The organism is Nocardioides sp. zg-DK7169 (assembly GCF_013155365.1).
In the GTDB taxonomy this organism is placed as follows: Bacteria; Actinomycetota; Actinomycetes; order Propionibacteriales; family Nocardioidaceae; genus Nocardioides.
The window spans coordinates 132,276-158,641 of record NZ_JABJRA010000005.1 but is presented as its reverse complement, the minus strand read 5'-3'; the positions used below and the strand labels follow the sequence as shown (position 1 = coordinate 158,641).

Here is a 26,366-nt window from a genome sequence, read left to right as displayed (position 1 = left end):
ATGTGCGGGACCGGGCGTTCGTCGTATCCGGGGCACCGGTCCGCCCGATCCGCGCAACCTCGATGTCGCACAACGAAACATTGGTGAAATTACTTGACGTCAAGTCGTTGCATTTCGGTGACGGCCGCCACTAGAGTCAGCCACGTCGTTCCGAATAACTGAACGGCGTTCCGAAATGTGGGAGGTATGTCTGATGAGCCAGGTGACGACGGAGCCCAGCGAGAGCCGACGATCGGTCCTGGGCCGCGCCTTCGACATCCTCGAGTGCTTCACCGACGGTGAGCCCGAGCAGACGATCGGCTCGCTCTGCGCGAAGACCGACCTGCCGCCCGCCACCGTGCACCGGATGCTGGCCAACCTCGCCGAGTGGGGCGCCGTCGAGCGCGCCGCCCGCGGCCGCTACCGCCTCGGCGTCCGCCTGTGGCGCCTGGGCTGGGGCGTGCCCACGGTGCGCCGGCTCAAGGACATCGCGCGTCCCTACCTCGTCGACCTGCACGCGGCCACCGACGCCGTCACCGCGCTCGGCTCCCGCGACGGCGACCAGATCGTGCTCGCCGACATCATCGCCGGCAACGCCGCGGTGCGCCGCCAGCGGCTCCCACGCCAGCTGCCGATCACCCGCTCGGCGTCCGGCTGGGTCTTCCTGGCCAACATGCCCCGTGAGGAGGCCGCCGAGCTGGTCGGTCGCGACGGCGGCGTCGACCGCGCCGGCGACTTCGAGTTCTGGCAGCGCCTCGGCGAGATTCGCCGCACTGGCGTCGCGGTGGTCCGCGGCACCACGCCCGCCTCGCTGACCTGGGTCGCCGCACCCGTCTTCGACCACTCCCGCGAGGTCCGCTCGACCATCTGCGTCGCCGTCCCCGGCCCGCAGCAGAACGTCGTGGCGCTCTCCCGCGCCGTCGGCGAGACCGCCCGCGCGGTCAGCCGCGGCCTCTCGGTCGCCATCCCCACCGCCAGCTGAGCCGCTACGGTCAGCCCCGGCGACCAGCAGCAACCGGCGCCCCCACGCCGTCCCCCGCTCGCACCAGACCCGACGCAAGGAACCGCATGTCCGTACTCGAGAAGGCCGTGCAGGTCATCGACCTGCTCGGCCGCTCCTCCGGCCCGGTCCGGCTCGGCGCCATCGCCGAGTCGATGTCGGTGCCGAAGTCGTCGGCACACCGGCTGCTCTCCGAGCTGACCGCGCACGGACTGGTACGACGCGCCGGCGACGGCGAGTACGCGCTCGGCTACCGGCTGGTGAAGTGGGGCCACCTGGCCGACCGCTCGGTGGGGATCCGGCACGTGGCCGAGCCGGTGATGACCCGGCTGCGCGACCAGGTCCGCGAGAGCGTGCACCTCTACGTCGTCGAGGAGGACCACCGCGTGTGCGTCCTGTCCGTCGAAGGCCCGCACACCCTGCGCCCGGTCGCCGTCCTGGGCCGGCCGCTGCCGCTCGGGTTCGGTGCTGCGGGCAAGCTGCTCTACGCCTACTCCGACGAGGCGGTGCAGCGCCGGGTCGCCGCGAGCCTCCCGGAGCACCGGGGCAAGGAGCTGCCCGACGCGGCCGAGCAGGCGACCATCCGGGAGCGCGCGTTCGCGACGTCGGTCAGCGAGATGGAGGACGGCCTCTCGGCCGTGGCGACCCCGATCGCCACGCCCGGCGGGGTGTCCGGTGCGCTCGCGATCGCGAGCACCAGCACGCGGCTCCCCGAGAGCCGGTACGAGGAGATCCGCGAGCTGCTGACCGAGGCGGCCCGCGAGATCGCGGCGGCCCTCGGCGGCTGACACCCGTACCGCGACCTCCTCCGCCCCCGGGCACCGACGGTCCCGCCCGGGGCCGCCTGCCTCCGGGCAGCGCGCCTCCCGGCCCCCGGGACCGGGTGGCCCCGGAGGCGCTGCGCCCTGCCCGCGACACCTCGTCGCGACGACTTTCAGATCTGTTCCACATGTCGGCAAGCAGCCCTGTCGGGGCCGCTCACGCCGATGAATCCTTTGACCAGACCGACTGCGCCCCCGTGGTGCGACACAGAAGGAGAGATGCGAGATGGCATCGCTGTCCGAGTCCGAGACCAGCGCGTTCGTCGACACGCCGAGCGGCAAGATCCACTACCACGCTGCCGGCGAGGGCACCCCCGTGGTCATGCTCCACGGCAGCGGGCCCGGTGCGACGGGGTGGAGCAACTTCAACCCGAACATGTCGGTCCTCTCCGAGAGCTTCCGCGTGATCGCTCCCGACATGCCCGGCTGGGGCAAGTCGGACCCGGTGACCTACGAGGACCGCGACCACGTCAAGGCGGCCGTGGACTTCCTCGACGCCCTGGGCATCGAGAAGGCCGCGTTCATCGGCAACTCGATGGGTGGCGCGACCACCCTGAAGGTCGCCGCGCGCCACGCCGACCGCGTCACCCACGTCGTCACGATGGGCTCCGGCGCGCCGGGCCCGCGCGTGAACAGCCCCGGCGGCGGCCCCACCGAGGGTCTCAAGGTGCTGCACCGCGGCTACCGCGAGCCGAGCGTCGAGACCATGAAGGCGCTGTGCGAGATCATGGCGTACGACCCGGCCTTCGCGACCGACGAGCTCGCCGAGCAGCGCTACCGCGTGCTCGCCGAGAACCCCGTCCACGTCACCAACTTCGCGGCCGGCTTCGGTCGTCCCCGTCGCGGCGAGGCCACCCTCGAGGACATCGCCTCGATCAAGCAGCCGTCGATGATCATCCACGGCCGCGACGACCGTGTCGTGCACTTCGAGGCCGGTCTGCGCCTGGTCTCCACGATCTCGAACTCCCGCCTCGTGCTGCTCAACCGCTGCGGCCACTGGGCCCAGCTCGAGCACGCCGACGAGTTCAACCGCCTCGTGCGCGACTTCATCACGAACACCCCCGGCCACGCCGGCAACTGAGCAGGAGAGAGACAGTGAGCGAACTGTTGGACCGCATCGAGGCGATCGCGGACCTCGTCGCCGAGCAGGCCGAGGCGTCCGACGCCCAGGGGCACCTGACCGACGTCACCCACAAGGCGCTGCGCGAGGCCGGCATCGTCCGCGCCCTCCAGCCGAAGGACTTCGGCGGCGACGAGCTGCACCCGCGTGACTTCTTCGAGGGCATCCTCGAGCTCGGCGGCCGTCACGGCTCGACCGGCTGGGTCTCCTCGGTCGTCGGCGTGCACTCCTTCGAGATCGCCCAGGGCACCCGCCAGGTGCAGGAGGAGATCTGGGGCGAGGACCCCGACACCTGGGTCGCCTCGCCGTACGCCCCCATCGGCCGCGCCATCCCCACCGACGGCGGCTGGATCTTCAGCGGCAAGTGGCCCTTCTCCTCGGGCACCGACCTGTGCGACTGGATCGTGCTCGGCGGCATGCTGTGCGACAAGGACGGCAACGTCCGCCCCGACGGCCTGCGCCACTTCATCCTGCCCCGCAGCGACTACACGATCCTCCAGGACTCCTGGAACGTCGTGGGCCTCAAGGGCACCGGGTCCAAGGACATCCTGATCAAGGACGCCTTCATCCCCGACCACCGCATCATCGACCCCGAGGAGCTCGGCTCCGGCGCGGCGGCCGAGCAGGCCGGTCGCGGCGACGTCGCGCTGTACCGGATGCCGTTCCACTCGATGTTCTCCGGTGCGATCACGGCCGGCACGCTGGCCGCCGCCGAGGGCGCGCTCGCCTCGTGGCTGAACTACACCCGTGGCCGGGTCTCCGCGCGTGGCGTCGTCGCCGCGACCGACCCGCGCCAGCTGCACGCGCTGGGCGAGGCGGCCTCGGACCTGCAGGCCTGCCGCATGCAGTTCCTCGGTGACATCGACCGGCTCTTCGACGTCTGCGCGGACGGCGGTCGCCCGTCGATGGAGCTGCGCGCCGAGGTGCGCCGCAACCAGGTCCGCGTGTCGCGCCGTGCCGGCGAGGCCGTCGACCGCCTGGTCGCGCACGCCGGTGGGTCCTCGATGCGCCTGGACAACCCGATCCAGCGGTTCTGGCGCGACGTGCACATCGCCCTGGGGCACGGCGCCAACGTGGCCGAGTCGGTCTACGAGGCCTACGGCACCGTGGTCTTCACCGGCGAGGCGCCCAAGAACGTCCGCATGTGACCTGACCTGGTTGGTCGGGCTTGTCGAGAGCCGGTGAGGGTCTCGACAGGCTCGACCGACCGGTGGGTCCGATCGACGGGCGGGCTCGGGTCAGGAGGCCCAGCCGACGCCGATGGCGCGCTTCTGGGCGACGCCGGCGGCGGCGGAGCGGACCAGTGCCTCCATTCGCTCCCAGGCGAACCCCGCGCTCGGCCCGGAGACCGACACCGCGCCCTCGACGACGCCGTGCACCACGATCGGGGCGGCCACGCAGACCAGCCCGGTGACCGCCTCCTCGCGGTCGCGGGCGACCCCGGCCCGGCGTACGCCGCGCAGCTCCTCGACGAACCGGTCCGGGTCGGTGATGGAGGAACGCGTCATGCGGGGGAGGCCGTGCGCGAGCACGGCGGCGAGGTCCTCGGCGTCCCCGAGGGCGACCATCGCCTTGCCCAGGGCCGTCGTCGAGGCCGGGTAGCGCTGGCCCGGCATGGTGCGCACCCGTGGCGTGCGGGGGCCGTGGATCTTCTCCAGGTAGAGGATCTCGGCGCCCTCCAGGACGGCCAGGTGCGCCGTCAGCCCGCCGGTGCCGGCGTGCAGCTGGCTCAGGTAGTGCACCGCGGTGTCCCGCAGCCCCTGGGGGCGGCACAGGCTGACCCGGCTGCCGAGCTCGAACAACGAGACCCCGAGGCGGTACTTGGTGCCGTTGCGCGCCACGAAGCCCGCCTGCTCGAGTTCCCCGAGGAGGCGGAACGCCGTCGACTTGGGGATGTCCGCGCGCTGCGCGAGCTCGGTCAGCGACAGGTCCGTGCGGGCCCGGCGGAACGCCGAGAGCAGCTGGAGGGCCTTCGACACGGAGGTGGCCGGCCGGGGACGGCACCCGCCGTCCGGCGCGACGGGGGCGTCGACCGGGACATCGACAGCGGGAACGGTCACGGGAAGCCTCCGGATGGTCGAACGAGCCGCCGCGAGCCGCCTCCGGGGCCCGCTGTCATGAACCGTAGGCGTCCCGGTGAACAGATCCTGTGACTGCCCTCACTGGGCGGAATTGTGCTTTCGGCCATACCGCGCCGGTTGGCAGATTGCGGACGTTCCGGTCCGCGGAAACGGTGGAGGAAGATGCCTCGGGGACTCGACCACGCCGGATCGGAACGGACCCACCCCTCGTGCCTAGGAGCATCATGAACAGCTTCAAGAACCGCCTGCCCGTCAAGGCGATGGCGGTTGCGGCCGCGGCCGCACTCGCGCTGAGCGCATGCGGCGGCGGTGACGACAGCGCGTCCGACAGCTCGGACGGCTCCGTCAAGGTCGCGGTCTTCCCCAGCTTCAACGCCCTCGGTGCGCACGCTGCGGACCTCGAGGGCACGTTCGAGGACCAGGGCCTCGACGTCGAGTTCGTCACCGTGGCCACCCCGGCCGAGGCAACCCCGCAGCTGCTCGGCGGCAAGGTCGACTTCGCGCTGATGGACGTGACCACGCCGGTCATCGCGCGCAGCGAGAACGTCCCGGTCGTCATGGTCGCCCCGGGTGCCACGGGCACCGCCGTGAGCGAGGACGGCATGGGCGTCGGCAACTTCTGGGTCGCCAAGGACAGCAAGATCAAGTCCATCAAGGAGATCGAGAACGCCACGTTCGGTATCCCGCAGACCAAGAGCCAGATCTGGGTCGACGTGCGCACCGTCGTCGACGAGGCCGGTGGTGACTCCTCGAAGATCAAGTTCGTCGAGGTCCCCAACACGCTGGCTGCGCTCAAGGGCGGTTCGGTCGACGTCGTGACCACGGCTGAGCCGAGCGGCACCGCGGCGCTGACCGACCCGGACATCAAGCTGCTCGACGGCTTCGTCAGCGGCGGCGTCGGCGAGGTGGCCTACACCTACGTCACGTCCGACTCCTTCGCGAAGAAGAACCCGGAGACGGTGGAGAAGTTCGCCCAGGCGATCCTCGACGCGAACGCGCTGCTCAACAGCACCGAGGGCCTGCCGGCCAAGATCGCGGAGACCTACATCGACGCCCCGGCCGAGCTGCTCGCCAAGGCGCGCTTCCAGAAGTTCGGCGAGGAGGCCATCAACAGCGAGATCGTCGAGGCGGGTATCGCGCGCGTGCTGCGCTACGGCCTGATCGACGAGGACGACGCCCCGAGCGTCGAGTCCCTGCTCGCGGACAAGTGACGTGCCTGAGTCCGTGACGACTTCGCCTGCCGGCGCGGGGACCCCCGCGCCGGCAGGCGCCGCGCCGTCCAGGCGTCGGGCGCGTTCGTCCCGCAGCTCCCGGCAGCGCGAGCTGCTGGCGTCTGTCGGGCTCAAGATCGCAGCGATCGGGGCTGCGCTCCTCCTGTGGCACTGGTTCGCCCTGAACCGTGGCCGCGCCGCCGGTGTGCCGACCCCGGCCCGCCTCGTCGAGACGGCCGCCGACATGGTCGCCACCTCGTCGTACTGGGAGGCCGTCGGCAGCACGCTGGTCTCCGCCGTGATCGGCTTCGGGCTCTCGGTGCTCATCGGCGTGCCCCTCGGCCTGCTGATCGGCACCTTCAAGCCGATGGAGCGCTCGACCACCTTCGTGATCGACTTCGGCCGCACCATCCCCGGCGTCGCGATCCTCCCGGTCGTGCTCCTGCTCTACGGCTCGACCCGCACGATGGTGCTCATCCTGGTGATGTTCAGCGCCCTGTGGCCGATCCTGGTGCAGTCGATGTACGCCGCCCAGCAGCTCTCGCCGCAGGTGCGCCAGGTCGCGAAGTCCTACCGCATGGACTTCCGCACCCGCGTCCGCTTCATCTACGTGCCGTCCGCGATGCCGTTCATCATGACCGGCCTGCGCATCGCCGCCACGATCAGCCTGCTGATCACGATCTCCTCGGAGTTCCTCGGCGGCGCCGACGGCATCGGCCAGCGCCTGTTCAACAGCCTGAGCATCAACGACAACGACCGGATGTTCGTCTGGGTGGTCACGGCCGCGCTCCTTGGCGTGCTGCTCAACATGCTGCTCGGAGCCGCGCAGCGCCGCGTCCTGTGGTGGCACCCGTCGCAGAGGGAGAACAACCGATGAGCCCGACAAGCATCGTGCGTCGTCTGCTCTGGGAGTTCTGGCTCCCCGTGGTGCTCGTGGCGATCTGGTGGTTCGCCAGCGCCGAGAGCACGAACATCTACTTCCCGCCGCTGTCGCAGATCCTCGACGAGTTCGTCGACATCTGGTTCTTCGAGGGCATCAAGACCGAGATCTGGCCCAGCATCCAGCGCCTGGCGCTCGGATTCGGCATCGCCTGCCTCGCCGGCGTCGGCCTGGGCATGGTCCTGGGCATGGTGAGCTGGCTGGACGCCGCCGTGCGTCCGCTGGTGGAGTTCATGCGCGCCACCCCCGGCGTCGCGATCCTCCCGGTGATGATGCTGCTCGTCGGCCTCGGCTCCTCGATGAAGGTCGCCATGATCGCGCTGGTCGCGACCTGGCCGATCCTGCTCAACACCATCGACGGCGTCCGCTCGGTCGAGCCGGTCCTGCGCCAGGTCTCCCGCTCCTACCGGCTCAGCCGGCTGGACCGGATCCGGTTCCTGGTGCTGCCCAACGCCGCGCCGCAGATCTTCGCGGGCGCCCGCACCGCGCTGGCCATCTCCTTCGTGGCGATGGTGATCTCGGAGATGGTGGGCACCCCCGGCGGCATCGGCTACTTCGTCCTGGACGCCCAGCGCAGCTTCAACACCACTGCGATGTGGGCAGGCATCATCGCCCTCGGCATCCTCGGCTACCTGATCAACCGCCTCTTCGCCCTCGTCGAGTCCTGGGCACTTGCCTGGCACCGGGGCATGACCGCGCACAACAACGGAGGAAAGTGATGACCACCGCCACCGCGAACGCCGAGGGCGTCAAGGGTGCCTCGGGCACGCCGGTGATCCAGGCCAAGGGCCTGGGCCACGCGTACGGCGAGCGCCAGATCTTCGAGAACCTCGAGTTCTCCGTCGCGCAGGGCGAGTTCGTCTGCATCGTGGGCCCTTCGGGCGTCGGCAAGACGACGCTGCTGCAGAGCCTCACCGGCCTGCTCCAGCCCAGCAACGGCGCGGTCGTGTTCGAGGGCAAGACGGTGAAGTCCCCGCCGGAGGGCCTGGCGATCGTGTTCCAGGACTACAGCCGCTCGCTGATGCCGTGGCTCTCGGTCCTCGACAACGTGGCGCTGCCGCTGCGCTCGGCCGGCGTGAAGAAGGCCGAGCGGCTTCGCCTGTCCACCGAGGCGCTGACCGAGGTCGGCCTGAAGGACTTCACCGCGGCGTACCCGTGGCAGCTCTCGGGCGGCATGCAGCAGCGCGTCGCCATCGCCCGTGCCCTGGCCTCGCAGCCGCGCGCGATCGTGATGGACGAGCCGTTCGCCTCGGTCGACGCCCAGACCCGCTCGGACCTGGAGGACCTGGTCCTGCGGGTGCGCGACCACCTGGGCATCACGGTGATGCTGGTGACCCACGACATCGACGAGGCCGTCTACCTGGCCGACACCGTGCTCGTGCTCTCCGGCCGCCCGGCCACCGTCACCGCGCTGATCGACGTCGACCTGCCGGTCCCGCGCGAGCAGCTGGCCACCAAGGCGCTGCCGAAGTTCGCCGAGCTGCGTACCGAGGTCTACCGCCTGATCAAGGCCCCGGTGCCCCCGGCCGAGCCGGCCACCGCGCCGTCGGCCTGAGCGTGGCAGTCGCACCCACCCACGCCGAGGCGTCGCGCGTGCTCGAGGTCGCCCTCGAGCACGCCGGCGCCCTCGGCGTACACGTGGCAGTTGCCGTCGTCGACCTGCGGGGGGCCGACGTACTCGTCGCGCGGGCCGACGGCGCCACCTGGTTCACCCCGGGCGTCGCCCGTGCCAAGGCACGGACGGCGGCGCTCTTCGAGCGCCCGAGCGACGAGCTGGGCGTGCTGCGCGAGCGGTGGCCCGAGCTGCTCGACGTCGTCGGCGCCGACACCGGCCGCGACGTGGTGACGCTCCCCGGTGGGGTGCCGCTGCTGCGCCACGGCGCCGTCGTCGGCGCCGTGGGTGTCAGCGGCGCGCTTCCCGAGCAGGATCTGGCGTGCGCCCGGGCGGCTGCGGCCGCCCTCGTCGGTCCGTGACCCCCACGGACCCGGACAGGAGAATGAGCATGGAGAGCACCACCCCCGCCCCGAGCAGCCCCGGCGGCACCGACACGACCGCTGCGCCCGCCCCCTTCGACGCCGCGCTGTTCCGCGAGACCCTCGGGCACTACCCGACCGGTGTCGTCGTGGTGACCGCGATCGACGACACCGGCGCGCCCGTGGGGATGGTCGTGGGCTCCTTCACCTCCGTCTCCCTCGACCCGCCGCTGGTCGCCTACCTGCCCACCCGCACCTCGGGCAGCTACGCGCGGCTGCGCACCAGCAGGCACTTCTGCGTCAACGTCCTGGCCGCCGACCAGCAGGACCTCTGCGGCCGCTTCGCCTCGCGCGCCGAGGACAAGTTCGCCGGCGTCGAGTGGACGCCCGCGGCCCACGGGTCCCCGGTGCTGCCGGGCGCCGTCGGCTGGATCGAGTGCGAGGTCACCGAGGAGCTCGACGGCGGCGACCACGTGATCGTGCTCGGCCGGGTCCTCGACCTCGCGGTGCAGCGCCCGACGCTGCCGCTGCTGTTCTTCCAGGGCGGCTACGGCCGCTTCGCGCTGCCCTCGCCGGTGGCCGCCTCCGACCCCGAGCTGATCGAGGGCGCGCAGATGGCCGAGGCCGTCCGCGAGCCCCTCGAGGCGCTGGCCCGCGAGCTCGGCGCCGACTGCAGCGTGATGGCACGGGTCGGCTCCGAGGCGGTCTTCGTGGCCGCCACCAAGAGCGGCGGCAACGAGCCGGGGAGCCTGGCCGTCGGCCACCGGATCCCGCTCATCCCGCCGGTCGGCACCGTCTTCTGCGCCCAGGCCCCCGACGAGGAGGTCGAGCGCTGGCTGTCCCGGGCGAAGGCCTCGGAGGAGGACCGCGCGAGCTTCCGCGAGAACCTCGCCGCGGTGCGCCGCAACGGCTACTCGCTCTCGCTGGTGCCGCAGAGTCCGACCGACCGGGTCGCGCTGATGAGCGACTACTCCGGCGTCGACGTGCTGCCCGTGCACGAGCGCCGGATGCGCCAGATGATCTCCGAGAGCGCCTCGCTCTACGAGCCCGTGCTCGACCCCGAGCAGACCCACGACCTGCACTCGGTGATCGTCCCGATGCCGACCGAGGAGGGGCACACCCGCCTGGCGCTGCGCCTCTCCGGGCTGCCCCGCGGGGCCAGCGTGGCGCAGGTCGAGGAGTGGATCGCCGCCCTCACCGCGGTCGCCGACGAGGGCGCCCGGCGGCTGCGCGAGCGCGCCGCGCGCGCCGGCGTACGACGCGGCTGAGGAGTTTTCCGCTCCGTGCCACGACCCCTGTGGGCGGGCCGCGCCGAGGCGCAGGATCGACTCAGGACTTTCAACAGAGGAGAACCACATGAGCGCCAAGGTCAAGGCCCTCGGGTACGCCGTCATCCGCACGGAGAACCTGGACGACTGGGTGGAGTTCGGCTCCCACCTGCTCGGGCTGCAGGTCGCCTACCGCGACGAGGACCGGCTGTTGCTCCGCATGGACCACTTCGCCTATCGCATCGACGTGCGTCGCGGCGAGCCCGGTGCCTCGGTGCTCGGCTGGGACGTCGGCTCGCGTGAGGCGCTCGCCGAGCTGGCCGAGAAGGTCGCGGCCGCGGGCTACACCGTCGAGCAGGGCTCCCCGGAGCTGATCGAGGAGCGCAAGGTCATGGACCTGGTCCGCTTCCGCGACGCCGAGGACATCATCACCCACGAGCTCTTCTGGGGCCTGCGCAGCGCGACCCAGAAGTTCGTGTCCCCGATCGGCGCGCAGTTCGTCGCCGGCGACCTGGGCTTCGGCCACGCCTTCCAGGCGCTGCACCACGGCCAGGAGAAGTACGACGAGCTGTTCCGCGACATCCTCGGCTTCCGGCTCTCCGACCACATCGACATGCCCGGCGACGTGGGCACGTTCCTGCACTGCAACCCGCGGCACCACTCGCTGGCCTACGCCAACGCGCCGCACCGCAAGCAGGGCATCGGCCACCTGATGTTCGAGATCGACGACCTCGACACCCTGGGCCGCGCCTGGGACGCCGTGCAGGACGCCGGCGTGACGATCCTGTCGACGCTGGGCAAGCACACCAACGACGAGATGATCTCCTTCTACGTGCGCAGCCCCTCCGGCTTCGGCATCGAGTTCGGCGTCGGCGGCATCCTGATCGACGACGAGTCCTGGCTGCCGGTCCGCTACGACTCCGCGCACTACTGGGGCCACAAGCGCCCCGAGGGCGTCTGAGCCTCCCGCACCACCCGCGGCCCCATCCCGTTCTCCGGGGTGGGGCCGTCGGCCTGCCCGGACCCCTGACCCTCCAGAGCAGTCCCTCACCAGACGGAATCGCCCTACGCCGCGCGCGGGCGCTCCAGCAGGGTGGTCCCGTGCCTGACGAGACCCCCCACCAGCAGAGCTCGGTCGCCAAGGCGGGCCTGCTCCTCGAGGCGTTCCGCGGCCCGGACCGCGTGCTCGGGGTCAGCGAGCTGGCCCGGAGGTCAGGGCTGTGGAAGTCGACCGCGCACCGGTTGCTGGCCGAGCTCGAGGCGATCGGATTCGTCGAGCGTGAGGGCACCGGGTACCGCCTCGGTCTCCAGCTCTTCGAGCTCGGCGTCCGCGTGGGCGCCTACCGTCCCGGGGGACTGCGCGACCTCGCCATCGGGGAGCTCAGCCAGCTGCACGTCGCCACCGGCCTGACCGCTCACCTCGCGGTGCTCGAGGGCCGCGACATCGTCTACCTGGAGAAGGTGCACCACCGTCGCACGACCCGGCTGCCGCCGGTGGTGACAGGCCCTGGCGTGCGCCACCCCGCGACCTGCTCCGCGCTGGGCAAGGCGCTGCTCGCCCACGCCTCGCCCGAGGTGATCGGCGACCAGTTCCGCACGGGCCTGCCGAGGCGCACGCCGTACTCGATCACCGAGCCGGGTCGGCTGCTGCGCGAGCTCGCGACGGTGCGCGAGACCGGGGTCGCCCGCGAGCACGAGGAGATGGCGATCGGCGCCGTTGCCGTCGCCTCACCGGTTCTCGCGCACGGCTCGAGCGTGGCGGCCATCTCGCTGGCCGGCCGGGCCCTGGGCGTCAACTGGGACCGGGCTGCCGAGCTGGTCGTCGCTGCCTCGAGGCGGATCGGCGACCGTCTCTCGCGCACCGTGGACGGCTGAGACACCCCGTTCCGGGAGGCAGAACGCGTTCATAGGTGGTCGGTGGGTCGGGGCCCGAGGGTGGGGGTGTTCAGCCATCAGGGCCGCACCAGGAGGCACGCAGTGACCACTGACGTCAGTCAATTCATCGACGTCGACCGCGGGGAGATCCAGGGCGAGATCTTCCACAGCGCGGCGATCTACGAGCAGGAGCTCGAGCGGATCTGGGCCCGCTCGTGGGTCTTCCTCGCCCATGACTCGATGATCCCCAAGAAGGGCGACTTCCTTCAGACCTACATCGGGGAGGACCCGGTCGTCGTCGTCCGCCAGAAGGACGGTGGGGTCCGGGCGTTCCTCAACCAGTGCCGCCACCGCGGCATGCGGATCTGCCGGGCCGACCGGGGCAACGCCAAGGCGTTCATGTGCTCCTTCCACGGCTGGGTCTACGACACCGCCGGCAACCTGATCGACGTCCCCCACGAGGAGACGGCGTACAACCCGGAGACCTTCGACAAGTCGGACTGGGGACCGCGGCAGGTGGCGCGGCTGGAGGAGTACCGCGGCTTCTGGTTCGGCACCTGGGACGCCGAGGCCCCGAGCCTGCTCGACTACCTCGGCGACATGGCGTGGTACTTCGACGCCCACTTCGACCGCTACGCGAACGGCTACGAGGCCATCGCCGTGCACAAGTGGGTCATCGAGGCGAACTGGAAGCTCAACGCCGAGCAGCCGGCGTCGGACATGTACCACGGCGACGTGAGCCACGCGAGCGCCAAGCAGGTCATGGGCATCGGCCCGACCAAGGAACGCGAGGGCCACCAGTTCAGCGGCACCTTCGGCCACGGCACCGGCTGGTGGGACCTGGGCGGCAACACCAAGCGGGAGTCGGTCGGTGACGACTGGGTCGCCCAGAACCACGACCAGGTCGTCGAGCGGGTCGGGGAGCGCCGTGCCGACGGCATCCGCGGGCACGCCAACATCTTCCCGAACTTCATGTTCCTCCACAACGGCACCATCCGCGTCACGCACCCGCGCGGACCGGGCGAGTTCGAGGTCTGGGCCTGGACCATGGTCCCCAGCGACGCGCCCGCGGAGTTCAAGGAGGAGATCCGGAAGAAGGTGCTGCGCACCTTCAGCCCCGGCGGCATCTTCGAGCAGGACGACGCCGAGAACTGGGTCGAGGAGCAGCGCATCATGCGCGGCTTCATGGCCCGGCGCAGCCCGCTCGTCTACACGATGCGGATGGGCGACGCGAAGCGCGACCAGAACAACCTGCCCGGCCTGACGGTCGACCACCCGTACGCCGACGAGGGCTCGCGCGGGATGTACCGCCACTACGTCGACATGATGAGCGCCGAGAGCTGGGCCCAGGTGATCGAGGCCAAGGTCTCGCGGGGCGAGCCGGTGACGTACCGCGAGATCGGACTGGAGGGGATCGCCCGATGACCCAGCAGACCCAGCGGCAGACGCCGCTGATCGAGGTGGAGAAGCTGCTGCGCGTCGGCGTGGTGGTCAAGGACCTGGAGCACTCGACCCGTCGCTACGCCGAGATCCTCGGCATCGACACCTGGGAGGTCCGCCAGTGGACCCCCACCAACACCGACCGCCTGGTCTCGCGGGGCCGCATCACCGGGGCCACCTTCCGCACCGCGGTGGGCACGACCACCGGTGCCGCCCGCCCGGCCGGCGTGGCGCCCGGGCCCGACGCGGTGCCGGTCACCTTCGAGCTGATCGAGCACTCGGCCGGGGAGACGCCGTTCGCCGAGATGCGCTTCCGACGCGGCCAGGGGATCAGTCACCTGACCCTGGCCCGCCAGACCCACGCCGAGTGGGAGGTGACCCGGGCCGCGCTGGACGACGCCGGCATCCGGATCGCCGCGACCATCACCGCAGACGGCATCACCCGCCAGCTCGTCGACACCCGCCGGATCCTGGGCGGCTTCATCGTCGAGGTCGAGGTCGCCGACGACCCCGACGCGGCGTGGGCCGTCCACGAGACCTGGGACCACGCGGGCACCTACACCCGCCCCGAGGGCGTCGGACCGGTGCCGGTGCAGGGCGTGGGTCACTTCGGCGTCGTCGTGCACGACGTGGTCGCCACCATCGAGCAGTTCGGCAGGGTCCTCGGCGTGCCGCTGTTCCGGATGCGTGACTGGCGTACCGAGGAGGGCCTGCTCGAGGCGCCGTACTACCGCGGCGAGCCGGTCGAGCACGGCTACTTCACCGGCCTCGCGCCGTTCAAGGACTTCGGGTTCGAGGTCATCGAGCCGACGTACGGCCCGAGCCACTACAACCGTGAGTTCCGCGACGTCCACGGCGAGGGCATCCACCACATGCTGCTCACCGTCGGCGCGGACAAGGAGCACTGGGCGCGCCAGAACGAGTGGCTGGCCTCCATCGGCATCCCGTTGGCGATGGGCTCGCCGCTCATCGGCGGCTCCGGGGAGTTCTGCTACCACGACACCGCGGCCGACCTGGGCGGCTGGATCCTCGAGGCGACGTGCCGACACTTCGCCCTCGACCCGCCGCCCACCCCCGACTACGTCATCGACTTCGCCGCGCTCGCGGCGGTCCTGTGACCCGCTGATCCACGAGGAGACCCATCATGACTGCTGTCGCTGAGACCTCCCAGGTCGCCGTGCTGGCCGCGGCCCCGGGTGCCGTGGCCTCCGCCGACCTGCACCTGACCCACGAGCTGGCGACCTTCTTGTACCTCGAGGCCGACCTGCTCGACGACTGGCGCTTCGACGACTGGTTCGCGCTGCTGGCCACCGACCTCGACTACTGGGCGCCGACGCGGGAGAACCGCACCTTCCGCGAGCGCAGGCACGAGACCGCGCCGCGGGGCGGGGCTGCGTACTTCGAGGAGAACCATGCCGACATGGCCCAGCGCATCGATCGGCTCAAGACCCACATGGCGTGGGCCGAGGAGCCGCCGTCGCGCACCCGCCACCTGATCACCAACGTGCGCGCGTTCACCACCGAGAAGGTCGACGAGTTCGCAGTGAACTCCAGCTTCCTCGTCTACCGCACCCGCAGCGAGCGCGACGAGGACCAGATCCTGGGCCAGCGCCGCGACCTGCTGCGCCGCGTCGACACACCGGCGGGCTTCGAGATCGTTCGCCGCGAGATCCGGTTCGACCAGGCCACCTTGCTGATCAAGAACCTCAGCGCCTTCTTCTGAGGGCGCTCGACATGCCGGGACGCCGGCGCCCGCCCCGGGGCGGGCGCCGGCCGTTCGGCAGGATGGCCCCCATGAGCGCTTACTGGATCAGCATCTACCGCGAGGTCCTCGACGAGTCGAAGATGGCCGCGTACGCCGCGCTGGCCGGCCCGGCCCTCGAGGCGGCTGGCGGCACGTTCGTGGCCCGCGGCCTGCCCGAGCAGACCTGGGAGGCCGGCGAGGCGACCCGCACGGTCGTCATCCGCTTCGACTCCGTCGAGGCCGCGCGGGCCGCGCACGACGGGCCGGCGTACCAGGCGGCGCTGGCCGCGCTCGACGGTGGCGCAGTGCGCGAGATCCGGGTGGTCCCGGGGGTCTAGCGCCCGCGTAGGCTGCGGGATCGAGGACAAGGGGTGTGACATGGTGGCGAGCCGTTCGGCGCGCGAGCGCAAGGCCGCTGTGGAGGCGGGTCCGCTGGCGAAGGTCAAGATCGACCTCGACCAGGACAAGCAGTTCGTCTACAAGGTCACCTGCACCGAGTGCACCGTGAAGGGCCGCGGCCCGTGGTCGACGCACCGGGCGGGCGAGGACAACGGCTACATGGCCGCGATGGACCGTTGGATCTTCCACCTCCACGAGAAGCACCCTGGCGCCGAGGCGCCGTGCCTGGCCTACCTCCCCGCCGCCCAGCAGCGGCTGCACGAGCGCCGGGGCTGAGCGGCCCCCGCGCCGCCATCCAGAGCTCAGGCGAGCGCCCGGCGGGCCGCGACCGCGGCTCGGGTCTCCTCCTCGACGAGGTCGGCGTTGATCATCGCGCCGACGCGCAGGCCGGCGGCCGCCGAGGCGATCACCTGGGCCATGGGGTCGGTGACGTTGCCGGCCGCCCACAGCCCGGGCACCGCGGTGGCGCCCATCGGGTCCGCGGGCAGGGCGGTGCCGAGCTCCACCCCGCCCGGCGCGAACGGCTCGGCCCCCAGCCCGAGCGGTGCGAGGAAGCCCGCCTGCGCCTCGACGCGGGGCGAGACCACCACGGCGTCGCAGGCCAGCAGCTCGCCGGAGGCCAGCCGCACCCCGCTGAGGGCGTCGTCGGTGGTCAGCACCTCCAGGGGCGGGTCGTCGAGCACCGCGATGCCGCGCGCGGCGAGCCGCTCCAGGTCGGCCTCGGCCGGGTGCGCCGCGGGGTCGGCGACGACGACCACGACGTGCTCGGTGAGCTGGCCGAACAGCAGCGCCTGGTGGGTCGCCATCGGGCCGGTCGCCAGCACCACGACCCGTTGCCCGCGCACCTCCCACCCGTGGCAGTAGGGGCAGTGCAGCACGTCGCGGCCCCAGCGGGCGGCCAGCCCGGGCACGTCGGGCAGCACGTCGACCAGGCCGGTCGCCACCAGCACCCGGCGGGCGCGGACGGTGCGCCCGTCCTCGGTGGCGACGGTGAAGCCGGTGCCGTGGGGGTCGGGGCTGTCGGGGTCGCCGTCACGGCGGACCTCGGCGACGCGCGCGGCGACGACCTCCACGCCGTACTGCTCGACCTCGGCGCGACCGATCGCGAGCAGCTCGCGGGGCGGCACGCCCTCGCGGCCGAGGTAGTTGTGGGCGTGCGCGGCGGGCGCGTTGCGGGGCTCGCCGGCGTCGAGGACCAGGACGGAGCGCAGCGAGCGACCCAGCGCCAGCGCGCCGCTGAGGGCGGCCGCGCCGCCGCCGACGACCACGACGTCGTGCTCGGGGACAGGGAGGGGATCAGTCATGCCCCGAGTCTCCGAGCCCTCGAAGCGGTTGACAAACATCCTTGCTAGACCGGCAAACTTCTCCGCATGGTCACCGACGATGCCCTTGCCGTCTCCCTCCAGCGGGTCGGTCCGCGGCTGCGCCAGCTGCGCCTCGAGCGCGACGCGACCCTGGCCGACCTGTCGGCGGAGACCGGGATCTCGGTGAGCACCCTGTCGCGGCTGGAGTCCGGCGGGCGCAAGCCCACCCTGGAGCTGCTGCTCGCGCTGGCGAAGGCCCACCGGGTCTCCCTGGACGACCTGGTCGACGCCCCGGAGACCGGCGACCCGCGGGTGCGCTCGCGGCCGGTACAGCGCCACGGCATGACCTTCCTGCCGCTGACCCGCCGCCCGGGCGGGCTCCAGGCCTACAAGCAGGTGCTGCCGCCGCGCCCGGACGCGGTGCCGGACCCGCGCACCCACGAGGGCTACGAGTGGCTCTACGTGCTGTCCGGGCGGCTGCGCCTGGTGCTCGGCACCCGCGACCTGCTGCTGAAGCCCGGTGAGGTCGTGGAGTTCGACACCCGCACCCCGCACTGGCTCAGCAACCCCGGCCCCGACCCCGCGGAGGCGCTGGCGGTCTACGGGCCCCAGGGCGAGCGGATGCACGTGCGGTCCTGAGTCACTCCGGGATCGGCGGGCCGAGCACCTCCAGGCCGTAGCGCGGGGCGACCTCGTTCCAGCGCCCGATCTCCTCCTCCATCGTCAGCCCCTCGCCCTCGCCCGGGATCCGCATCGCGGTCGCTGGCACGCCCACCTCGTCGTACAGCGCGAGCAGCCCGCCGGGCACGGTCAGGCTGAGGAAGCGGGCGGGGTGCTCGCCGCGCACCCGGAAGGCGTGCGGCAGCGCGCGGGGCAGGTAGAGGAACCAGCCCGCGGTGAGCTCGTAGGTCGTGTCGCCCGCGCGGTAGCCCATCTCGCCCTCGAGCAGGTAGAGCGCCTCGGCCTCGCGCCGGTGGCGGTGCAGCGGGGTGGCCGTCCCGGGCGGCTGGGCGACGAGCGCGACGCCGAGGGCGCCCTCGCTCTGGTCGGGGCCGACGAGGTGCTCGAAGAGCGACCCCATCGCCCAGGTGCCGCGCCCGGCGCCCGGCGCTCCGGCCACCACGCCGTCCTGCCCCGGCCGTCCTGCCTGAGGCGCCTCGGTCCCTGCCATGGCTGCCACCGATGATCGGCCCGGACGCGTCCCGGGCGGGTCTTTCCACGCTACGCCTGCCGGTGGCCGCCCGGGGGCGTCGACCGGCCGTCCCTGAGCGCGGACCGGTTGCCGACCGGGGCGTCGAGGCGCATCGTGGTAACCCCGGCAGAGGAGGAGCCATGAAGGCGAACGTCGGCGACCAGCTGGTCGTGGAGAGCAACTCGGCGGAGACCCACCGCCGCGAGGGCGAGATCATCGGCGTGCAGGGCGCGGACGGCGGCCCTCCGTTCATGGTGCGCTGGGGCGACGGGCGCGAGGGCCTGTGCTTCCCCGGGCCCGACGCGCGCGTGCGGCCCCGCGGGCTCTAGGCGCCGGGGACGGGCCGCGCGGTGCGGATGGTGGCCCAGGAGTGGGTCTCCGTGGACGGCTGCGCCGCGGGACCCGACGGCGAGGGCGCGATCTTCGCGGCGCTGCCGCCCGAGGCCGACGCCGCCAGCCAGCGCTGGAACCACCGCCTCCTCGGTGACGTCGAGGAGGTGCTGCTGGGACGCCGGACCTACGAGCTGTTCGCCGGCTACTGGCCGACGTCCGAGGAGCCGATCGCGGCGGCGGTCAACGCGGCGCCCAAGGTGGTGTTCTCCCGCTCGCTCGACCGTGCCCCGTGGGGCCCGGAGGAGCAGGGTGCGCACAGCGAGCTCGGCGCGGTGCGGGTCGAGCGCGACGCCGTGGCCTACGTCGCCGAGCGCCGGGCGCACAGCTCCGGCATCAGCCTGCTCTGGGGGTCGCTGACGGTGCTCGGCGAGCTGTGGGAGGCGGGCGAGGTCGACGAGCTCGACCTGTTCGGCGCCGGTCGTGCTGGGCGCGGGCACGCCGTTGCTGCCCCGCGGCACCGGTCGCGCCCTGGCCCAGCTCGACGTCGAGGTCCTCCCCGGCGCGCTCCACGTGCGGTACGACGTGGGGTAGCGGCGCCCGGAAGGCCCGGCCCGCCGTCAGGCGGGGCTGTCGGCGCGGCGGGCCAGCAGGGTGGAGTCGTCCACCTCGCGGGTGACGCCCTCGCGGGTCATCGTGCGGGTGCGCTGCTCGACCACGACGGGCTCGAAGTCGTCGGGGAGGGCGGGCAGCAGGTCCTCGGCGAGGAACATCGCGCGGTGCTGGAGGCTGCTGTGCGCGAAGGCCTCCGACGGCGCGTGCCCCACCACCAGCAGGTGCCCGCCGGGGGCGACCGCCCGGGCCAGGCGCCGGGTCACCTCCACCATCGTGCCGCCCGGCGGGTGCAGGAAGTGCGTGGTGACCAGGTCGAAGGTGCGGCCCGCGGGGTCGAAGGTCCGCGCGTCGACCTGCCACCAGTCGGTGCGGTCCTCGACGCCCGCCTCGGCCGCGTGCCGGGCCGCCCGGGCCAGGCCCTTGGCGGAGAAGTCCGCGCCGGTGACCCGCCAGCCCTGCTGCGCCAGCCAGATCACGTCGCCGCCCTCGCCGCACCCGACGTCGAGCGCGGTGCCGGGCGTGAGTCTCGAGGCCTCGGCGACCAGCTGCGGGTTGGGGTTGCCGCTCCAGACCTTCTCCTCCGAGGAGTACCGCTCCTCCCAGCCGGACGGCTCGAACCACGTCTCCGGGTCCGGCTGGTCGACGGCGTGGTCGTGGCTCCGGTGGTCGTGCCCGTCGTGCCGGTGCTCGTGATCGCTCATGCTCCGACTCTGCGTGCTTCCCAGTCGGTTGGCAAATAATCTTGCCGATCCAGCAAGGGCGGTGGTCGTCGTGCCGCGGGGCGTCCGGCCAGCCGGGTGTGCGAGCCTGTCGCGGTGACGCAGGACCCGCTCGACCGAGGCGTACGCCGTGCCTACGACACGGTGGCCGCCGACTACGCCGCGCACCTCCCGGACACCCGCGCCGAGGCGCCGCTGGACCTGGCGATGCTCGACGCGTTCGTCGAGGCGGTGAGCGCCGGCGCGGAGCGGCCCCGGGTGCTCGACGCCGGCTGCGGCACCGGGCGGATCGGCCGGTACCTCGCGGCCCGGGGCTGCGCGGTCGAGGGGGTGGACCTCTCGCCCGCGATGGCCGTCGAGGCCCGCCACGCCCGCCCCGACCTGCCGGTCGTGGTCGGCTCGCTCGCCGCGCTGCCGTATGCCGCCGCCCGCTTCGACGGGGTCCTGCTCTGGTACTCGATCATCCACGCCCCGCCGGCCCTCCATCCGGCCCTGTTCGCCGAGGCCGCGCGGGTGCTGCGCCCCGGCGGCCACCTGCTGGTCGGCTTCCAGCACGGGGCCGGCACGCGCGACGTCTCCGCGGCGTACCGCGCCTTCGGGCACGAGGTGGTCCTCGAGCGCCATCTCGTCACCGCCGACGAGGTCGGCGCCGGGCTCGCCGCCGCCGGGCTGGGCGAGGTGAGCCGGATGGTGCGGCGCCCGCGGTCCGGAGAGCGTGACGACCAGGCCGCCGTGCTCGCCCGGAGGACGGCGTCGTGACGACCGTGGTGGACCAGCGCGCGCTCTACCGCCGCACGCTGCGCGTCGTGGTGGTGTCCCAGGTGTTCGGCGGCGCAGGCCTGGCGGCGGGTGTCACCGTGGGGGCGCTGCTGGCCCAGGACATGCTCGGCGGCGAGGGCGTGGCGGGGCTGCCGGCCGCGCTGTTCACCCTCGGCTCCGCCCTCACGGCGTACGTCGTGGGGCGGGTCTCCCAGCGTTCCGGGCGGCGGGTCGGCCTGGCGGCGGGGTTCCTCGCGGGCGCCGCCGGCGCGGCCGGGATCGTGCTGGCCGCGGTGCTGGACAACGTGCCGCTGCTCTTCCTCGCGCTCTTCGTGTACGGCGCGGGCACGGCCACCAACCTGCAGGCGCGCTACGCCGGCAGCGACCTCGCGGCGCCGCAGGACCGGGGGACCGCGGTGTCGATCGCGATGGTCTCCACCACCTTCGGCGCGGTCGCCGGGCCGAACTCCGTCGGGGTGCTCGGCGAGCTCGCGACGACGCTCGGGATCCCGGCGCTGGCCGGGCCGTTCCTGCTCGCGGCCGTCGCCTACGGGCTGGCCGGCCTGGTGCTGCTGGTGCTGCTGCGCCCCGACCCGCTGCTGGTGGCGCGCGAGCTCGCCGCGAGCGCGCCCGCCCCGCAGCAGGCTGGGGAGCACGCGCAGGCCGGGCAGTCGAGTGCCGGGTCGCCGCGCGGGGTCGCCGTGGGCGCGACGATCATGGTGCTCACCCAGGTGGCGATGGTCGCGATCATGACGATGACCCCGGTCCACATGCGCCACCACGACCACGGCCTCGGCGAGGTCGGCTTCGTGATCGGGATGCACATCGGGGCGATGTTCCTGCCCTCGCTGGTGACCGGGCGGCTGGTGGACCGGGTCGGCCGGCTGCCGATGGCGCTCGCCTCGGCCCTCACGCTGCTGGCCGCCGGTCTGGTCGCCGCGCTCGCCCCCGGCGACTCGATGACGCTGCTCACCGTCGCCCTCGTGCTGCTCGGGCTCGGCTGGAACCTCGGTCTGATCAGCGGCACCGCGCTCATCGTCGACGCCACACCGCTGGAGACCCGGGCACGGACCCAGGGCACGATCGACGTCCTGATCGCGCTGGCCGGCGCCGGCGGCGGGGCGATGTCGGGCGTGGTGGTCGGCGCCTCCAGCTTCGCCGTCCTGTCCCTGGGCGGCGGGTTCCTGGCGCTGCTGCTGGTCCCGGTGGTGGTCTGGTACCGCGCCGCACCGGCCGGGAACCTCGCCGTGCGCTGACCCCCTCCGTATCGTCGGGGCATGACCACCTCCGACGGCTCGGCCGTCAGCAGGCTGCTGGAGCAGAGCCGGCGCGGCCTCGACCGGGTCGCGGCCGAGGACCTCCCCGCCGTGCGCGCCGAGGGCGCGCTGATCGTCGACATCCGCCCGCTCGAGCTGCGCGACCGCGACGGCGAGCTCCCCGGGGCGGTGGTGATCGGGCGCAACGTGCTCGAGTGGCGCCTCGACCCGACCAGCCCGCACCGGCTGCCGCTCGCCGACGACCCCGACCGGCGCATCGTCCTGGTCTGCGACGAGGGCTACAGCTCCAGCCTCGCCGCGCACACCCTCCAGCAGCTCGGCCTGTCCCGCGCGACCGACCTGGTCGGCGGGTTCCAGGCCTGGGCGGCGACGCCGGACGCCCGCCGGTTCAGCCGCTGACGGGAGCGCTCGACGCGCGTATCGTCGCGGGGATGAGCGATGACTGGCGCAGCGAGACCATCGACACCGTGCGGTCGCTGATCCTGACCGCCGAGCCGGCCGTGGTCGAGGAGGCGAAGTGGGTCAAGCCGACGAACCCGGCCGGCGTCCCGACGTTCTCCTGCGACGGGCTGGTCTGCACCGCGGAGACCTACCAGGACAAGGTCAAGCTGACCTTCGCCCAGGGTGCCGCCCTCGACGACCCCTCCAGCCTGTTCAACGCCAGCCTCGACGCCGGCACCCGCCGGGCCATCGACCTGCACGAGGGCGACGTCCTCGACGAGGCGGCGTTCGTGGAGCTGGTCCGCGAGGCGGTCGCGCGCAACCGGGCCTGACCCGCGTCGGCTCGTCCTCGGACCAGCTCAGCCGGGCCAGCGCGGGTCGCGACCGGCGCGCGCCACCAGCCGGTCCAGGGCCGGCGCACCCGGGTCGACCGGTACGGCGGGGGCGAACATCCCCGGCGTGCCGGCCGGGTCGAACCCGCTGACGAAGTCCAGGCACGCCTCGGTGGTCGGCGGGTCGAGCCGGTACTCCTGGCTGCTCGCGCGGGCGAGGTCCCAGCCGTGCAGCACCAGCTCGTCGAGCGCGACCAGCCCGGCGACCCCGGCCGGCAGGTCGATCCCGCCGGCCCGCGTCATGCCCTGCCAGGCCTCGTCCTCGCGCCAGGCGCGCACCAGCGCGGGCACCTGGCTCTCCAGCGCCGTACGCCAGCCGGGCTCGAGCGGCGGCCAGCCGTCGGCGTCCGGGCTGGTGTCGGTCAGCGGGCCGAGCTCCTTGTCAGCGGCGGCGCGGAACGCCTGGGTCAGGCCGACGAGGTGCTGGACCAGCTCGGCCATCGTCGTTCCGGCGCAGGGGGTGGCGAGGTCGAGGTCCGCGTCGTCGAGGCCGGAGAGCGTCGCGAGCAGCGCGTCGCCGGCGGGCGCCAGATCGGTGGGTGCGCTCATCGGAGCAGTCCCGCCCCGGGAGCGCCGGACGGGGCGAGGAGGTCGGCCAGCTCGTCGGGGCGGCTCAGGTGCGCGCAGTGACCGGTACCGATCGTCTCGGGCTCCTCGATCCCGAGACGGGTCCGGGCGACCTCGCGCTGGAGCGCCGGCGGCAGGAAGCGGTCGAGCGTGGTCACGACGTACCGCGCCGGGACCGCCGGGCCGGGGCCGGGCCACGGCACCTCGCCGAGCACGTCGCTCGTGGGGCGCTCGCGGGCGACGGCCTCGCGGGCGAGGCCGGGCGCGACGTCGTGGAAGTAGGCCACCATCGGGTCCGTGCTGCCGGTGCGGCCGCCGTCCTCGTGGGCACCCGCCGCGACCGCCGCGCCCCAGCCGACCGCGTCGAACCACTCCTGCGCGCTCTCCCCGGGCCGCGGCACCATCGCGGCCACGAAGACCTGGGCGGCCCCCAGCCGGGTGGCGGCCAGCGACGCCACGAAGGCGCCGGAGGAGTGCCCGACCACGACGACGTCCTCGTTGCCCTCGGTCCGGCCCCCGACCGGGCCGTCGCCCACGCCCACCGCCTGGGCGACCACGTCGACGCAGTCCGCCCAGGTGGCGTCCTCCCGGTCGGTCGGGAGGTCGGGCGCGACGGCCTCGTGCCCGCGCCGGCGCAGCGCGCGTGCGACGTGGTCCCACGCCCAGCCGCCGTCGCCGGAGCCGTGCACGAGCGCGAAGGTGGTCATCTTGGTGCAGACCGCCGGTGGTCCGCGGACTCATCGCCGTGCGCGGCCGGCCCGCCGGATCACGGGCCGGATCACGGGCCCGGGTCACGGGCCCGGGTCAGATCCGCACGGTCCGCAACCGCAGCGCGTTGGTGATCACGCTGACCGACGAGAGCGCCATGGCGGCCGCGGCGACCATCGGGGACAGCAGCCAGCCGAAGGCGGGGTAGAGCACGCCGGCGGCGAGCGGGATGCCGGCGGTGTTGTAGCCGAAGGCCAGCCACAGGTTGCTGCGGATGTTGCGCATCGTGGCCTGCGAGAGCCGTCGCGCCCTCGCGATGCCGGTCAGGTCGCCGTGCAGCAGCGTGATGCCGGCGGACTCGATGGCGACGTCGGTGCCGGTCGACATGGCCAGGCCGACGTCCGCGGCGGCGAGGGCGGGGCCGTCGTTGATGCCGTCCCCGGCGTACGCGACGACGCGGCCCTCCGCGCGCAGCGCCGCCACCACGTCGGCCTTGCGGTCCGGCATCACCTCGGCCTCCACACGGCCGATGCCGAGCCGGTCCGCGACCGCCTGCGCGGTGACCGGGTTGTCGCCGGTGACCATCACGACCTCGACGCCGGCCTCGCGCAGCCGGGCGAGCGCCTCGGGCGTGGTCGCCTTGACCGGGTCCGCGACCGCGAGCACGCCGGCGGGGTGCCCGTCGAGGGCGACGAGGACGGCCGTCGCGCCCTCGCTGCGCGCGGCGTCGGCCGGCTCGGCCAGGACGGAGGGATCGGCGCCGAGGGAGGCGAGGAGCCCGGCGCTGCCGACGGCCACCCGGTGGCCCTCCACGTCGCCGGTGACGCCGCGCCCGGCGGGAGCCTCGAAGCCGTCGACGGCCGGGAGGGTCGTGCCCGGGCGGGCGTACGACGGGTCCTGGGCGGCGGTCACGACGGCGCGCGCGAGCGGGTGCTCGGAGGCTGCTCGGCCGCACCGGCCAGCCGCAGCAGGTCGGCATGGCCGACGCCGTCGACGGTGACCAGCCGGGTGACCGCCGGCCTGCCCTCGGTCAGGGTGCCGGTCTTGTCGACCGCGAGCGTGTCGACCTGCTCGAGCCGCTCGAGGGCCCCGGCGTTCTTGATGAGCACGCCGAGGCTCGCGCCGCGGCCGACCCCGACCATGATCGACATCGGCGTCGCGAGACCCAGCGCGCAGGGGCAGGCGATGATCAGCACGCTGACCGCGGCGACGAGGGCGTGCGCGAAGCGCGGCTCCGGGCCCACGACCGCCCAGACCACGAAGGTGATGACGGCGACGGCGATCACGGCCGGCACGAAGACCGCGGCGACCTTGTCCACCAGCCGCTGGATCGGGGCCTGGGAGCGTTGCGCCTCGGCGACCATCTGCACGATGCGGGCCAGCATCGTGTCGCGCCCCACCGCCCGGGCCTCCATCACGACGGCGCCGCCGGCGGTCAGGGTGCCACCGATGACCCGGTCGCCGACCTTCTTGGTGACCGGCATGGCCTCGCCGGTCACCATCGACTCGTCCGCCGAGGTGCGGCCCTCGACGACGACCCCGTCGACCGGGACCTGCTCCCCGGGGCGGACCCGCAGGCGGTCCCCGACCTGCACCCGGTCGAGGGTCACCTCCGTCTCGGTGCCGTCCTCGGCGAGGCGGTGCGCGGTCGAGGGCGTGAGATCCAGCAGCGCCTTGATCGCGCCGGAGGTGCGCTCGCGGGCACGCAGCTCCAGGACCTGCCCGAGCAGCACCAGCGTCGTGATGACCGAGGCCGCCTCGAAGTAGACCGGCACCGTGTCGTCCATCGTGCGGAACGACTCCGGGAAGATCCCCGGCGCCACGGTGGCGACCACGCTGAACAGCCACGCGACGCCGGTGCCCATCGCGATGAGGGTGAACATGTTGAGCTTCCTCGTCCGCACCGAGGTCCAGCCGCGGGTGAAGAACGACCAGCCGGCCCACCACACCACCGGGGTGGCGAAGACGAGCTGCACCCAGGCCGAGGTCCGGGGTGGGACCGCGTCGCGCAGCGCGTCGATCAGCTCCGCGCCCATGCCGAGCACCACCACCGGGACCGACAGCACGACCGCGACCCAGAACCGGCGGGTCATGTCCACGAGCTCCGGGCTCGGGCCGTCGTCGGCCGAGACCGTCACCGGCTCCAGCGCCATCCCGCAGATCGGGCAGACCCCCGGACCGCGCTGGCGGACCTGGGGGTGCATCGGGCA

At 73.1% G+C, this 26,366-nt stretch carries 29 protein-coding genes and 2 pseudogenes; 24 read left to right on the top strand and 7 right to left on the bottom strand.

From position 1 onward, the window contains the following. Nucleotides 1–193: 193 nt before the first annotated feature. From HOQ23_RS09675 to HOQ23_RS09660, 4 genes are all read left to right on the top strand, one after another. Complete coding sequence (locus HOQ23_RS09675; protein WP_172214165.1) at nt 194–961, top strand: IclR family transcriptional regulator; 768 nt, start codon at nt 194–196, stop codon at nt 959–961. An 86-nt stretch (nt 962–1,047) separates the two neighbouring features. Then, nucleotides 1,048–1,767 carry an IclR family transcriptional regulator gene (locus HOQ23_RS09670; protein WP_172214163.1) on the top strand — a complete coding sequence of 240 codons (720 nt, stop codon included), beginning with the start codon at nt 1,048–1,050 and terminating at the stop codon, nt 1,765–1,767. A 259-nt stretch (nt 1,768–2,026) separates the two neighbouring features. Then, entirely contained in the window at nt 2,027–2,881 is an 855-nt protein-coding gene (locus HOQ23_RS09665; RefSeq protein ID WP_172214161.1) for an alpha/beta fold hydrolase, read from the top strand. Between the two features lie 14 nt (nt 2,882–2,895). After that, complete coding sequence (locus HOQ23_RS09660; RefSeq protein WP_172214159.1) at nt 2,896–4,068, top strand: hydroxylase; 1,173 nt, start codon at nt 2,896–2,898, stop codon at nt 4,066–4,068. A 90-nt stretch (nt 4,069–4,158) separates the two neighbouring features. Here the strand turns inward: HOQ23_RS09660 and HOQ23_RS09655 are convergent, their stop codons facing one another. After that, nucleotides 4,159–4,980, bottom strand: coding sequence for an IclR family transcriptional regulator (locus HOQ23_RS09655; RefSeq protein WP_172214157.1), 822 nt, complete (start codon nt 4,978–4,980; stop codon nt 4,159–4,161). A gap of 245 nt (nt 4,981–5,225) precedes the next feature. Between HOQ23_RS09655 and HOQ23_RS09650 the strand changes: the two genes are divergently transcribed. The 13 genes from HOQ23_RS09650 to HOQ23_RS09590 all read left to right on the top strand — a co-directional run bounded on the left by HOQ23_RS09650 (nt 5,226) and on the right by HOQ23_RS09590 (nt 16,128). Then, a complete protein-coding gene (locus HOQ23_RS09650) occupies nt 5,226–6,212 on the top strand; it encodes an ABC transporter substrate-binding protein (protein ID WP_172214155.1) in 987 nt (328 codons plus the stop codon). Between the two features lie 13 nt (nt 6,213–6,225). Next, the gene (locus HOQ23_RS20860; RefSeq protein WP_216654002.1) at nt 6,226–7,089 is read left to right on the top strand and encodes an ABC transporter permease subunit; all 864 of its coding nucleotides are present in this window, start codon (nt 6,226–6,228) and stop codon (nt 7,087–7,089) included. Beyond that, nucleotides 7,086–7,871 (top strand): ABC transporter permease, encoded by a 786-nt coding sequence (locus HOQ23_RS09640; protein ID WP_172214153.1) that lies wholly within the window; start codon nt 7,086–7,088, stop codon nt 7,869–7,871. Before HOQ23_RS20860 ends, HOQ23_RS09640 begins: the two co-directional genes overlap by 4 nt. Further along, nucleotides 7,871–8,707 carry an ABC transporter ATP-binding protein gene (locus HOQ23_RS09635; RefSeq protein ID WP_172214151.1) on the top strand — a complete coding sequence of 279 codons (837 nt, stop codon included), beginning with the start codon at nt 7,871–7,873 and terminating at the stop codon, nt 8,705–8,707. The genes HOQ23_RS09640 and HOQ23_RS09635 overlap by 1 nt, the downstream gene beginning before the upstream one ends. 2 nt (nt 8,708–8,709) lie before the next feature. Further along, nucleotides 8,710–9,126 carry a heme-binding protein gene (locus HOQ23_RS09630; protein ID WP_172214149.1) on the top strand — a complete coding sequence of 139 codons (417 nt, stop codon included), beginning with the start codon at nt 8,710–8,712 and terminating at the stop codon, nt 9,124–9,126. A gap of 29 nt (nt 9,127–9,155) precedes the next feature. Beyond that, entirely contained in the window at nt 9,156–10,394 is a 1,239-nt protein-coding gene (locus tag HOQ23_RS09625; RefSeq protein ID WP_172214147.1) for a flavin reductase, read from the top strand. Between the two features lie 88 nt (nt 10,395–10,482). Beyond that, on the top strand, nt 10,483–11,355 hold the full coding sequence (locus HOQ23_RS09620) for a VOC family protein (RefSeq protein WP_172214145.1): 873 nt from the start codon (nt 10,483–10,485) through the stop codon (nt 11,353–11,355). A 140-nt stretch (nt 11,356–11,495) separates the two neighbouring features. Next, nucleotides 11,496–12,269 carry an IclR family transcriptional regulator gene (locus tag HOQ23_RS09615; RefSeq protein ID WP_172214143.1) on the top strand — a complete coding sequence of 258 codons (774 nt, stop codon included), beginning with the start codon at nt 11,496–11,498 and terminating at the stop codon, nt 12,267–12,269. Between the two features lie 102 nt (nt 12,270–12,371). After that, entirely contained in the window at nt 12,372–13,694 is a 1,323-nt protein-coding gene (locus tag HOQ23_RS21550) for an aromatic ring-hydroxylating dioxygenase subunit alpha (RefSeq protein ID WP_216654000.1), read from the top strand. Beyond that, the gene (locus tag HOQ23_RS09605) at nt 13,691–14,827 is read left to right on the top strand and encodes a VOC family protein (RefSeq protein WP_172214139.1); all 1,137 of its coding nucleotides are present in this window, start codon (nt 13,691–13,693) and stop codon (nt 14,825–14,827) included. Before HOQ23_RS21550 ends, HOQ23_RS09605 begins: the two co-directional genes overlap by 4 nt. A gap of 26 nt (nt 14,828–14,853) precedes the next feature. Next, nucleotides 14,854–15,432 (top strand): 3-phenylpropionate/cinnamic acid dioxygenase subunit beta, encoded by a 579-nt coding sequence (locus HOQ23_RS09600; protein WP_172214137.1) that lies wholly within the window; start codon nt 14,854–14,856, stop codon nt 15,430–15,432. 71 nt (nt 15,433–15,503) lie between these two features. Then, nucleotides 15,504–15,791 (top strand): DUF1330 domain-containing protein, encoded by a 288-nt coding sequence (locus HOQ23_RS09595; protein ID WP_172214135.1) that lies wholly within the window; start codon nt 15,504–15,506, stop codon nt 15,789–15,791. A gap of 40 nt (nt 15,792–15,831) precedes the next feature. Next, on the top strand, nt 15,832–16,128 hold the full coding sequence (locus tag HOQ23_RS09590; protein ID WP_172214133.1) for a hypothetical protein: 297 nt from the start codon (nt 15,832–15,834) through the stop codon (nt 16,126–16,128). Nucleotides 16,129–16,154: 26 nt separating this feature from the next. Here HOQ23_RS09590 and HOQ23_RS09585 read toward each other — a convergent pair whose 3' ends face one another. After that, a complete protein-coding gene (locus HOQ23_RS09585) occupies nt 16,155–17,156 on the bottom strand; it encodes an NAD(P)/FAD-dependent oxidoreductase (protein ID WP_172214131.1) in 1,002 nt (333 codons plus the stop codon). A 66-nt stretch (nt 17,157–17,222) separates the two neighbouring features. On the opposite strand from HOQ23_RS09585, the gene HOQ23_RS09580 reads away from it, so the two are divergent. Next, nucleotides 17,223–17,795 (top strand): helix-turn-helix domain-containing protein, encoded by a 573-nt coding sequence (locus HOQ23_RS09580; RefSeq protein WP_172214129.1) that lies wholly within the window; start codon nt 17,223–17,225, stop codon nt 17,793–17,795. A 1-nt stretch (nt 17,796) separates the two neighbouring features. Here the strand turns inward: HOQ23_RS09580 and HOQ23_RS09575 are convergent, their stop codons facing one another. Beyond that, a complete protein-coding gene (locus tag HOQ23_RS09575) occupies nt 17,797–18,276 on the bottom strand; it encodes a cupin domain-containing protein (RefSeq protein ID WP_172214127.1) in 480 nt (159 codons plus the stop codon). A 212-nt stretch (nt 18,277–18,488) separates the two neighbouring features. Here HOQ23_RS09575 and HOQ23_RS09570 point away from each other — a divergent pair, with 212 nt between their 5' ends. Both HOQ23_RS09570 and HOQ23_RS21545 read left to right on the top strand, forming a co-directional pair. After that, nucleotides 18,489–18,677, top strand: a complete 189-nt coding sequence (locus HOQ23_RS09570) for a DUF1918 domain-containing protein (protein ID WP_172214125.1) — start codon at nt 18,489–18,491, stop codon at nt 18,675–18,677. 27 nt (nt 18,678–18,704) lie between these two features. Further along, nucleotides 18,705–19,139 (top strand): annotated as a pseudogene (locus HOQ23_RS21545) (dihydrofolate reductase family protein); the annotation flags it as partial. A gap of 159 nt (nt 19,140–19,298) precedes the next feature. Here the strand turns inward: HOQ23_RS21545 and HOQ23_RS09560 are convergent. Continuing rightward, nucleotides 19,299–19,994, bottom strand: a complete 696-nt coding sequence (locus HOQ23_RS09560; protein ID WP_172214123.1) for a bifunctional 2-polyprenyl-6-hydroxyphenol methylase/3-demethylubiquinol 3-O-methyltransferase UbiG — start codon at nt 19,992–19,994, stop codon at nt 19,299–19,301. A 114-nt stretch (nt 19,995–20,108) separates the two neighbouring features. Here HOQ23_RS09560 and HOQ23_RS09555 point away from each other — a divergent pair, with 114 nt between their 5' ends. Genes HOQ23_RS09555 through HOQ23_RS09540 form a run of 4 tightly spaced genes read left to right on the top strand, consistent with a single transcriptional unit; the run spans nt 20,109 to nt 22,821 of the window. After that, the gene (locus HOQ23_RS09555; RefSeq protein WP_216653998.1) at nt 20,109–20,771 is read left to right on the top strand and encodes a class I SAM-dependent methyltransferase; all 663 of its coding nucleotides are present in this window, start codon (nt 20,109–20,111) and stop codon (nt 20,769–20,771) included. Beyond that, nucleotides 20,768–22,027 carry an MFS transporter gene (locus tag HOQ23_RS09550; RefSeq protein WP_172214122.1) on the top strand — a complete coding sequence of 420 codons (1,260 nt, stop codon included), beginning with the start codon at nt 20,768–20,770 and terminating at the stop codon, nt 22,025–22,027. Before HOQ23_RS09555 ends, HOQ23_RS09550 begins: the two co-directional genes overlap by 4 nt. Before the next feature lie 21 nt (nt 22,028–22,048). Beyond that, nucleotides 22,049–22,447: a rhodanese-like domain-containing protein gene (locus tag HOQ23_RS09545; protein WP_172214121.1), complete on the top strand. Its 399-nt coding sequence runs from the start codon at nt 22,049–22,051 to the stop codon at nt 22,445–22,447. A 32-nt stretch (nt 22,448–22,479) separates the two neighbouring features. Then, nucleotides 22,480–22,821 (top strand): DUF1801 domain-containing protein, encoded by a 342-nt coding sequence (locus tag HOQ23_RS09540; RefSeq protein WP_172214120.1) that lies wholly within the window; start codon nt 22,480–22,482, stop codon nt 22,819–22,821. A gap of 27 nt (nt 22,822–22,848) precedes the next feature. Here HOQ23_RS09540 and HOQ23_RS09535 read toward each other — a convergent pair whose 3' ends face one another. The 3 genes and pseudogenes from HOQ23_RS09535 to HOQ23_RS21540 form a co-directional block, all read right to left on the bottom strand. After that, nucleotides 22,849–23,430: a TIGR03086 family metal-binding protein gene (locus HOQ23_RS09535; protein WP_172214119.1), complete on the bottom strand. Its 582-nt coding sequence runs from the start codon at nt 23,428–23,430 to the stop codon at nt 22,849–22,851. Further along, the gene (locus HOQ23_RS09530) at nt 23,427–24,155 is read right to left on the bottom strand and encodes an alpha/beta fold hydrolase (protein ID WP_172214118.1); all 729 of its coding nucleotides are present in this window, start codon (nt 24,153–24,155) and stop codon (nt 23,427–23,429) included. Before HOQ23_RS09530 ends, HOQ23_RS09535 begins: the two co-directional genes overlap by 4 nt. Nucleotides 24,156–24,252: 97 nt before the next feature. Then, nucleotides 24,253–26,360 (bottom strand): annotated as a pseudogene (locus HOQ23_RS21540) (copper-translocating P-type ATPase). Nucleotides 26,361–26,366 lie beyond the last annotated feature (6 nt).

Excerpts from the sequence above, each read along its gene's own strand:
- HOQ23_RS09675 (WP_172214165.1), top strand. The coding sequence starts at position 194 with ATGAGCCAGGTGACGACGGAGCCCAGCGAGAGCCGACGATCGGTCCTG.
- HOQ23_RS09670 (WP_172214163.1), top strand. The coding sequence starts at position 1,048 with ATGTCCGTACTCGAGAAGGCCGTGCAGGTCATCGACCTGCTCGGCCGC.
- HOQ23_RS09665 (WP_172214161.1), top strand. The coding sequence starts at position 2,027 with ATGGCATCGCTGTCCGAGTCCGAGACCAGCGCGTTCGTCGACACGCCG.
- HOQ23_RS09650 (WP_172214155.1), top strand. The coding sequence starts at position 5,226 with ATGAACAGCTTCAAGAACCGCCTGCCCGTCAAGGCGATGGCGGTTGCG.
- HOQ23_RS09640 (WP_172214153.1), top strand. The coding sequence starts at position 7,086 with ATGAGCCCGACAAGCATCGTGCGTCGTCTGCTCTGGGAGTTCTGGCTC.
- HOQ23_RS09635 (WP_172214151.1), top strand. The coding sequence starts at position 7,871 with ATGACCACCGCCACCGCGAACGCCGAGGGCGTCAAGGGTGCCTCGGGC.
- HOQ23_RS09625 (WP_172214147.1), top strand. The coding sequence starts at position 9,156 with ATGGAGAGCACCACCCCCGCCCCGAGCAGCCCCGGCGGCACCGACACG.
- HOQ23_RS09620 (WP_172214145.1), top strand. The coding sequence starts at position 10,483 with ATGAGCGCCAAGGTCAAGGCCCTCGGGTACGCCGTCATCCGCACGGAG.
- HOQ23_RS09605 (WP_172214139.1), top strand. The coding sequence starts at position 13,691 with ATGACCCAGCAGACCCAGCGGCAGACGCCGCTGATCGAGGTGGAGAAG.
- HOQ23_RS09600 (WP_172214137.1), top strand. The coding sequence starts at position 14,854 with ATGACTGCTGTCGCTGAGACCTCCCAGGTCGCCGTGCTGGCCGCGGCC.
- HOQ23_RS09595 (WP_172214135.1), top strand. The coding sequence starts at position 15,504 with ATGAGCGCTTACTGGATCAGCATCTACCGCGAGGTCCTCGACGAGTCG.
- HOQ23_RS09590 (WP_172214133.1), top strand. The coding sequence starts at position 15,832 with ATGGTGGCGAGCCGTTCGGCGCGCGAGCGCAAGGCCGCTGTGGAGGCG.
- HOQ23_RS09585 (WP_172214131.1), bottom strand. The coding sequence starts at position 17,156 with ATGACTGATCCCCTCCCTGTCCCCGAGCACGACGTCGTGGTCGTCGGC.
- HOQ23_RS09580 (WP_172214129.1), top strand. The coding sequence starts at position 17,223 with ATGGTCACCGACGATGCCCTTGCCGTCTCCCTCCAGCGGGTCGGTCCG.
- HOQ23_RS09570 (WP_172214125.1), top strand. The coding sequence starts at position 18,489 with ATGAAGGCGAACGTCGGCGACCAGCTGGTCGTGGAGAGCAACTCGGCG.
- HOQ23_RS09560 (WP_172214123.1), bottom strand. The coding sequence starts at position 19,994 with ATGAGCGATCACGAGCACCGGCACGACGGGCACGACCACCGGAGCCAC.
- HOQ23_RS09545 (WP_172214121.1), top strand. The coding sequence starts at position 22,049 with ATGACCACCTCCGACGGCTCGGCCGTCAGCAGGCTGCTGGAGCAGAGC.
- HOQ23_RS09540 (WP_172214120.1), top strand. The coding sequence starts at position 22,480 with ATGAGCGATGACTGGCGCAGCGAGACCATCGACACCGTGCGGTCGCTG.
- HOQ23_RS09535 (WP_172214119.1), bottom strand. The coding sequence starts at position 23,430 with ATGAGCGCACCCACCGATCTGGCGCCCGCCGGCGACGCGCTGCTCGCG.
- HOQ23_RS09530 (WP_172214118.1), bottom strand. The coding sequence starts at position 24,155 with ATGACCACCTTCGCGCTCGTGCACGGCTCCGGCGACGGCGGCTGGGCG.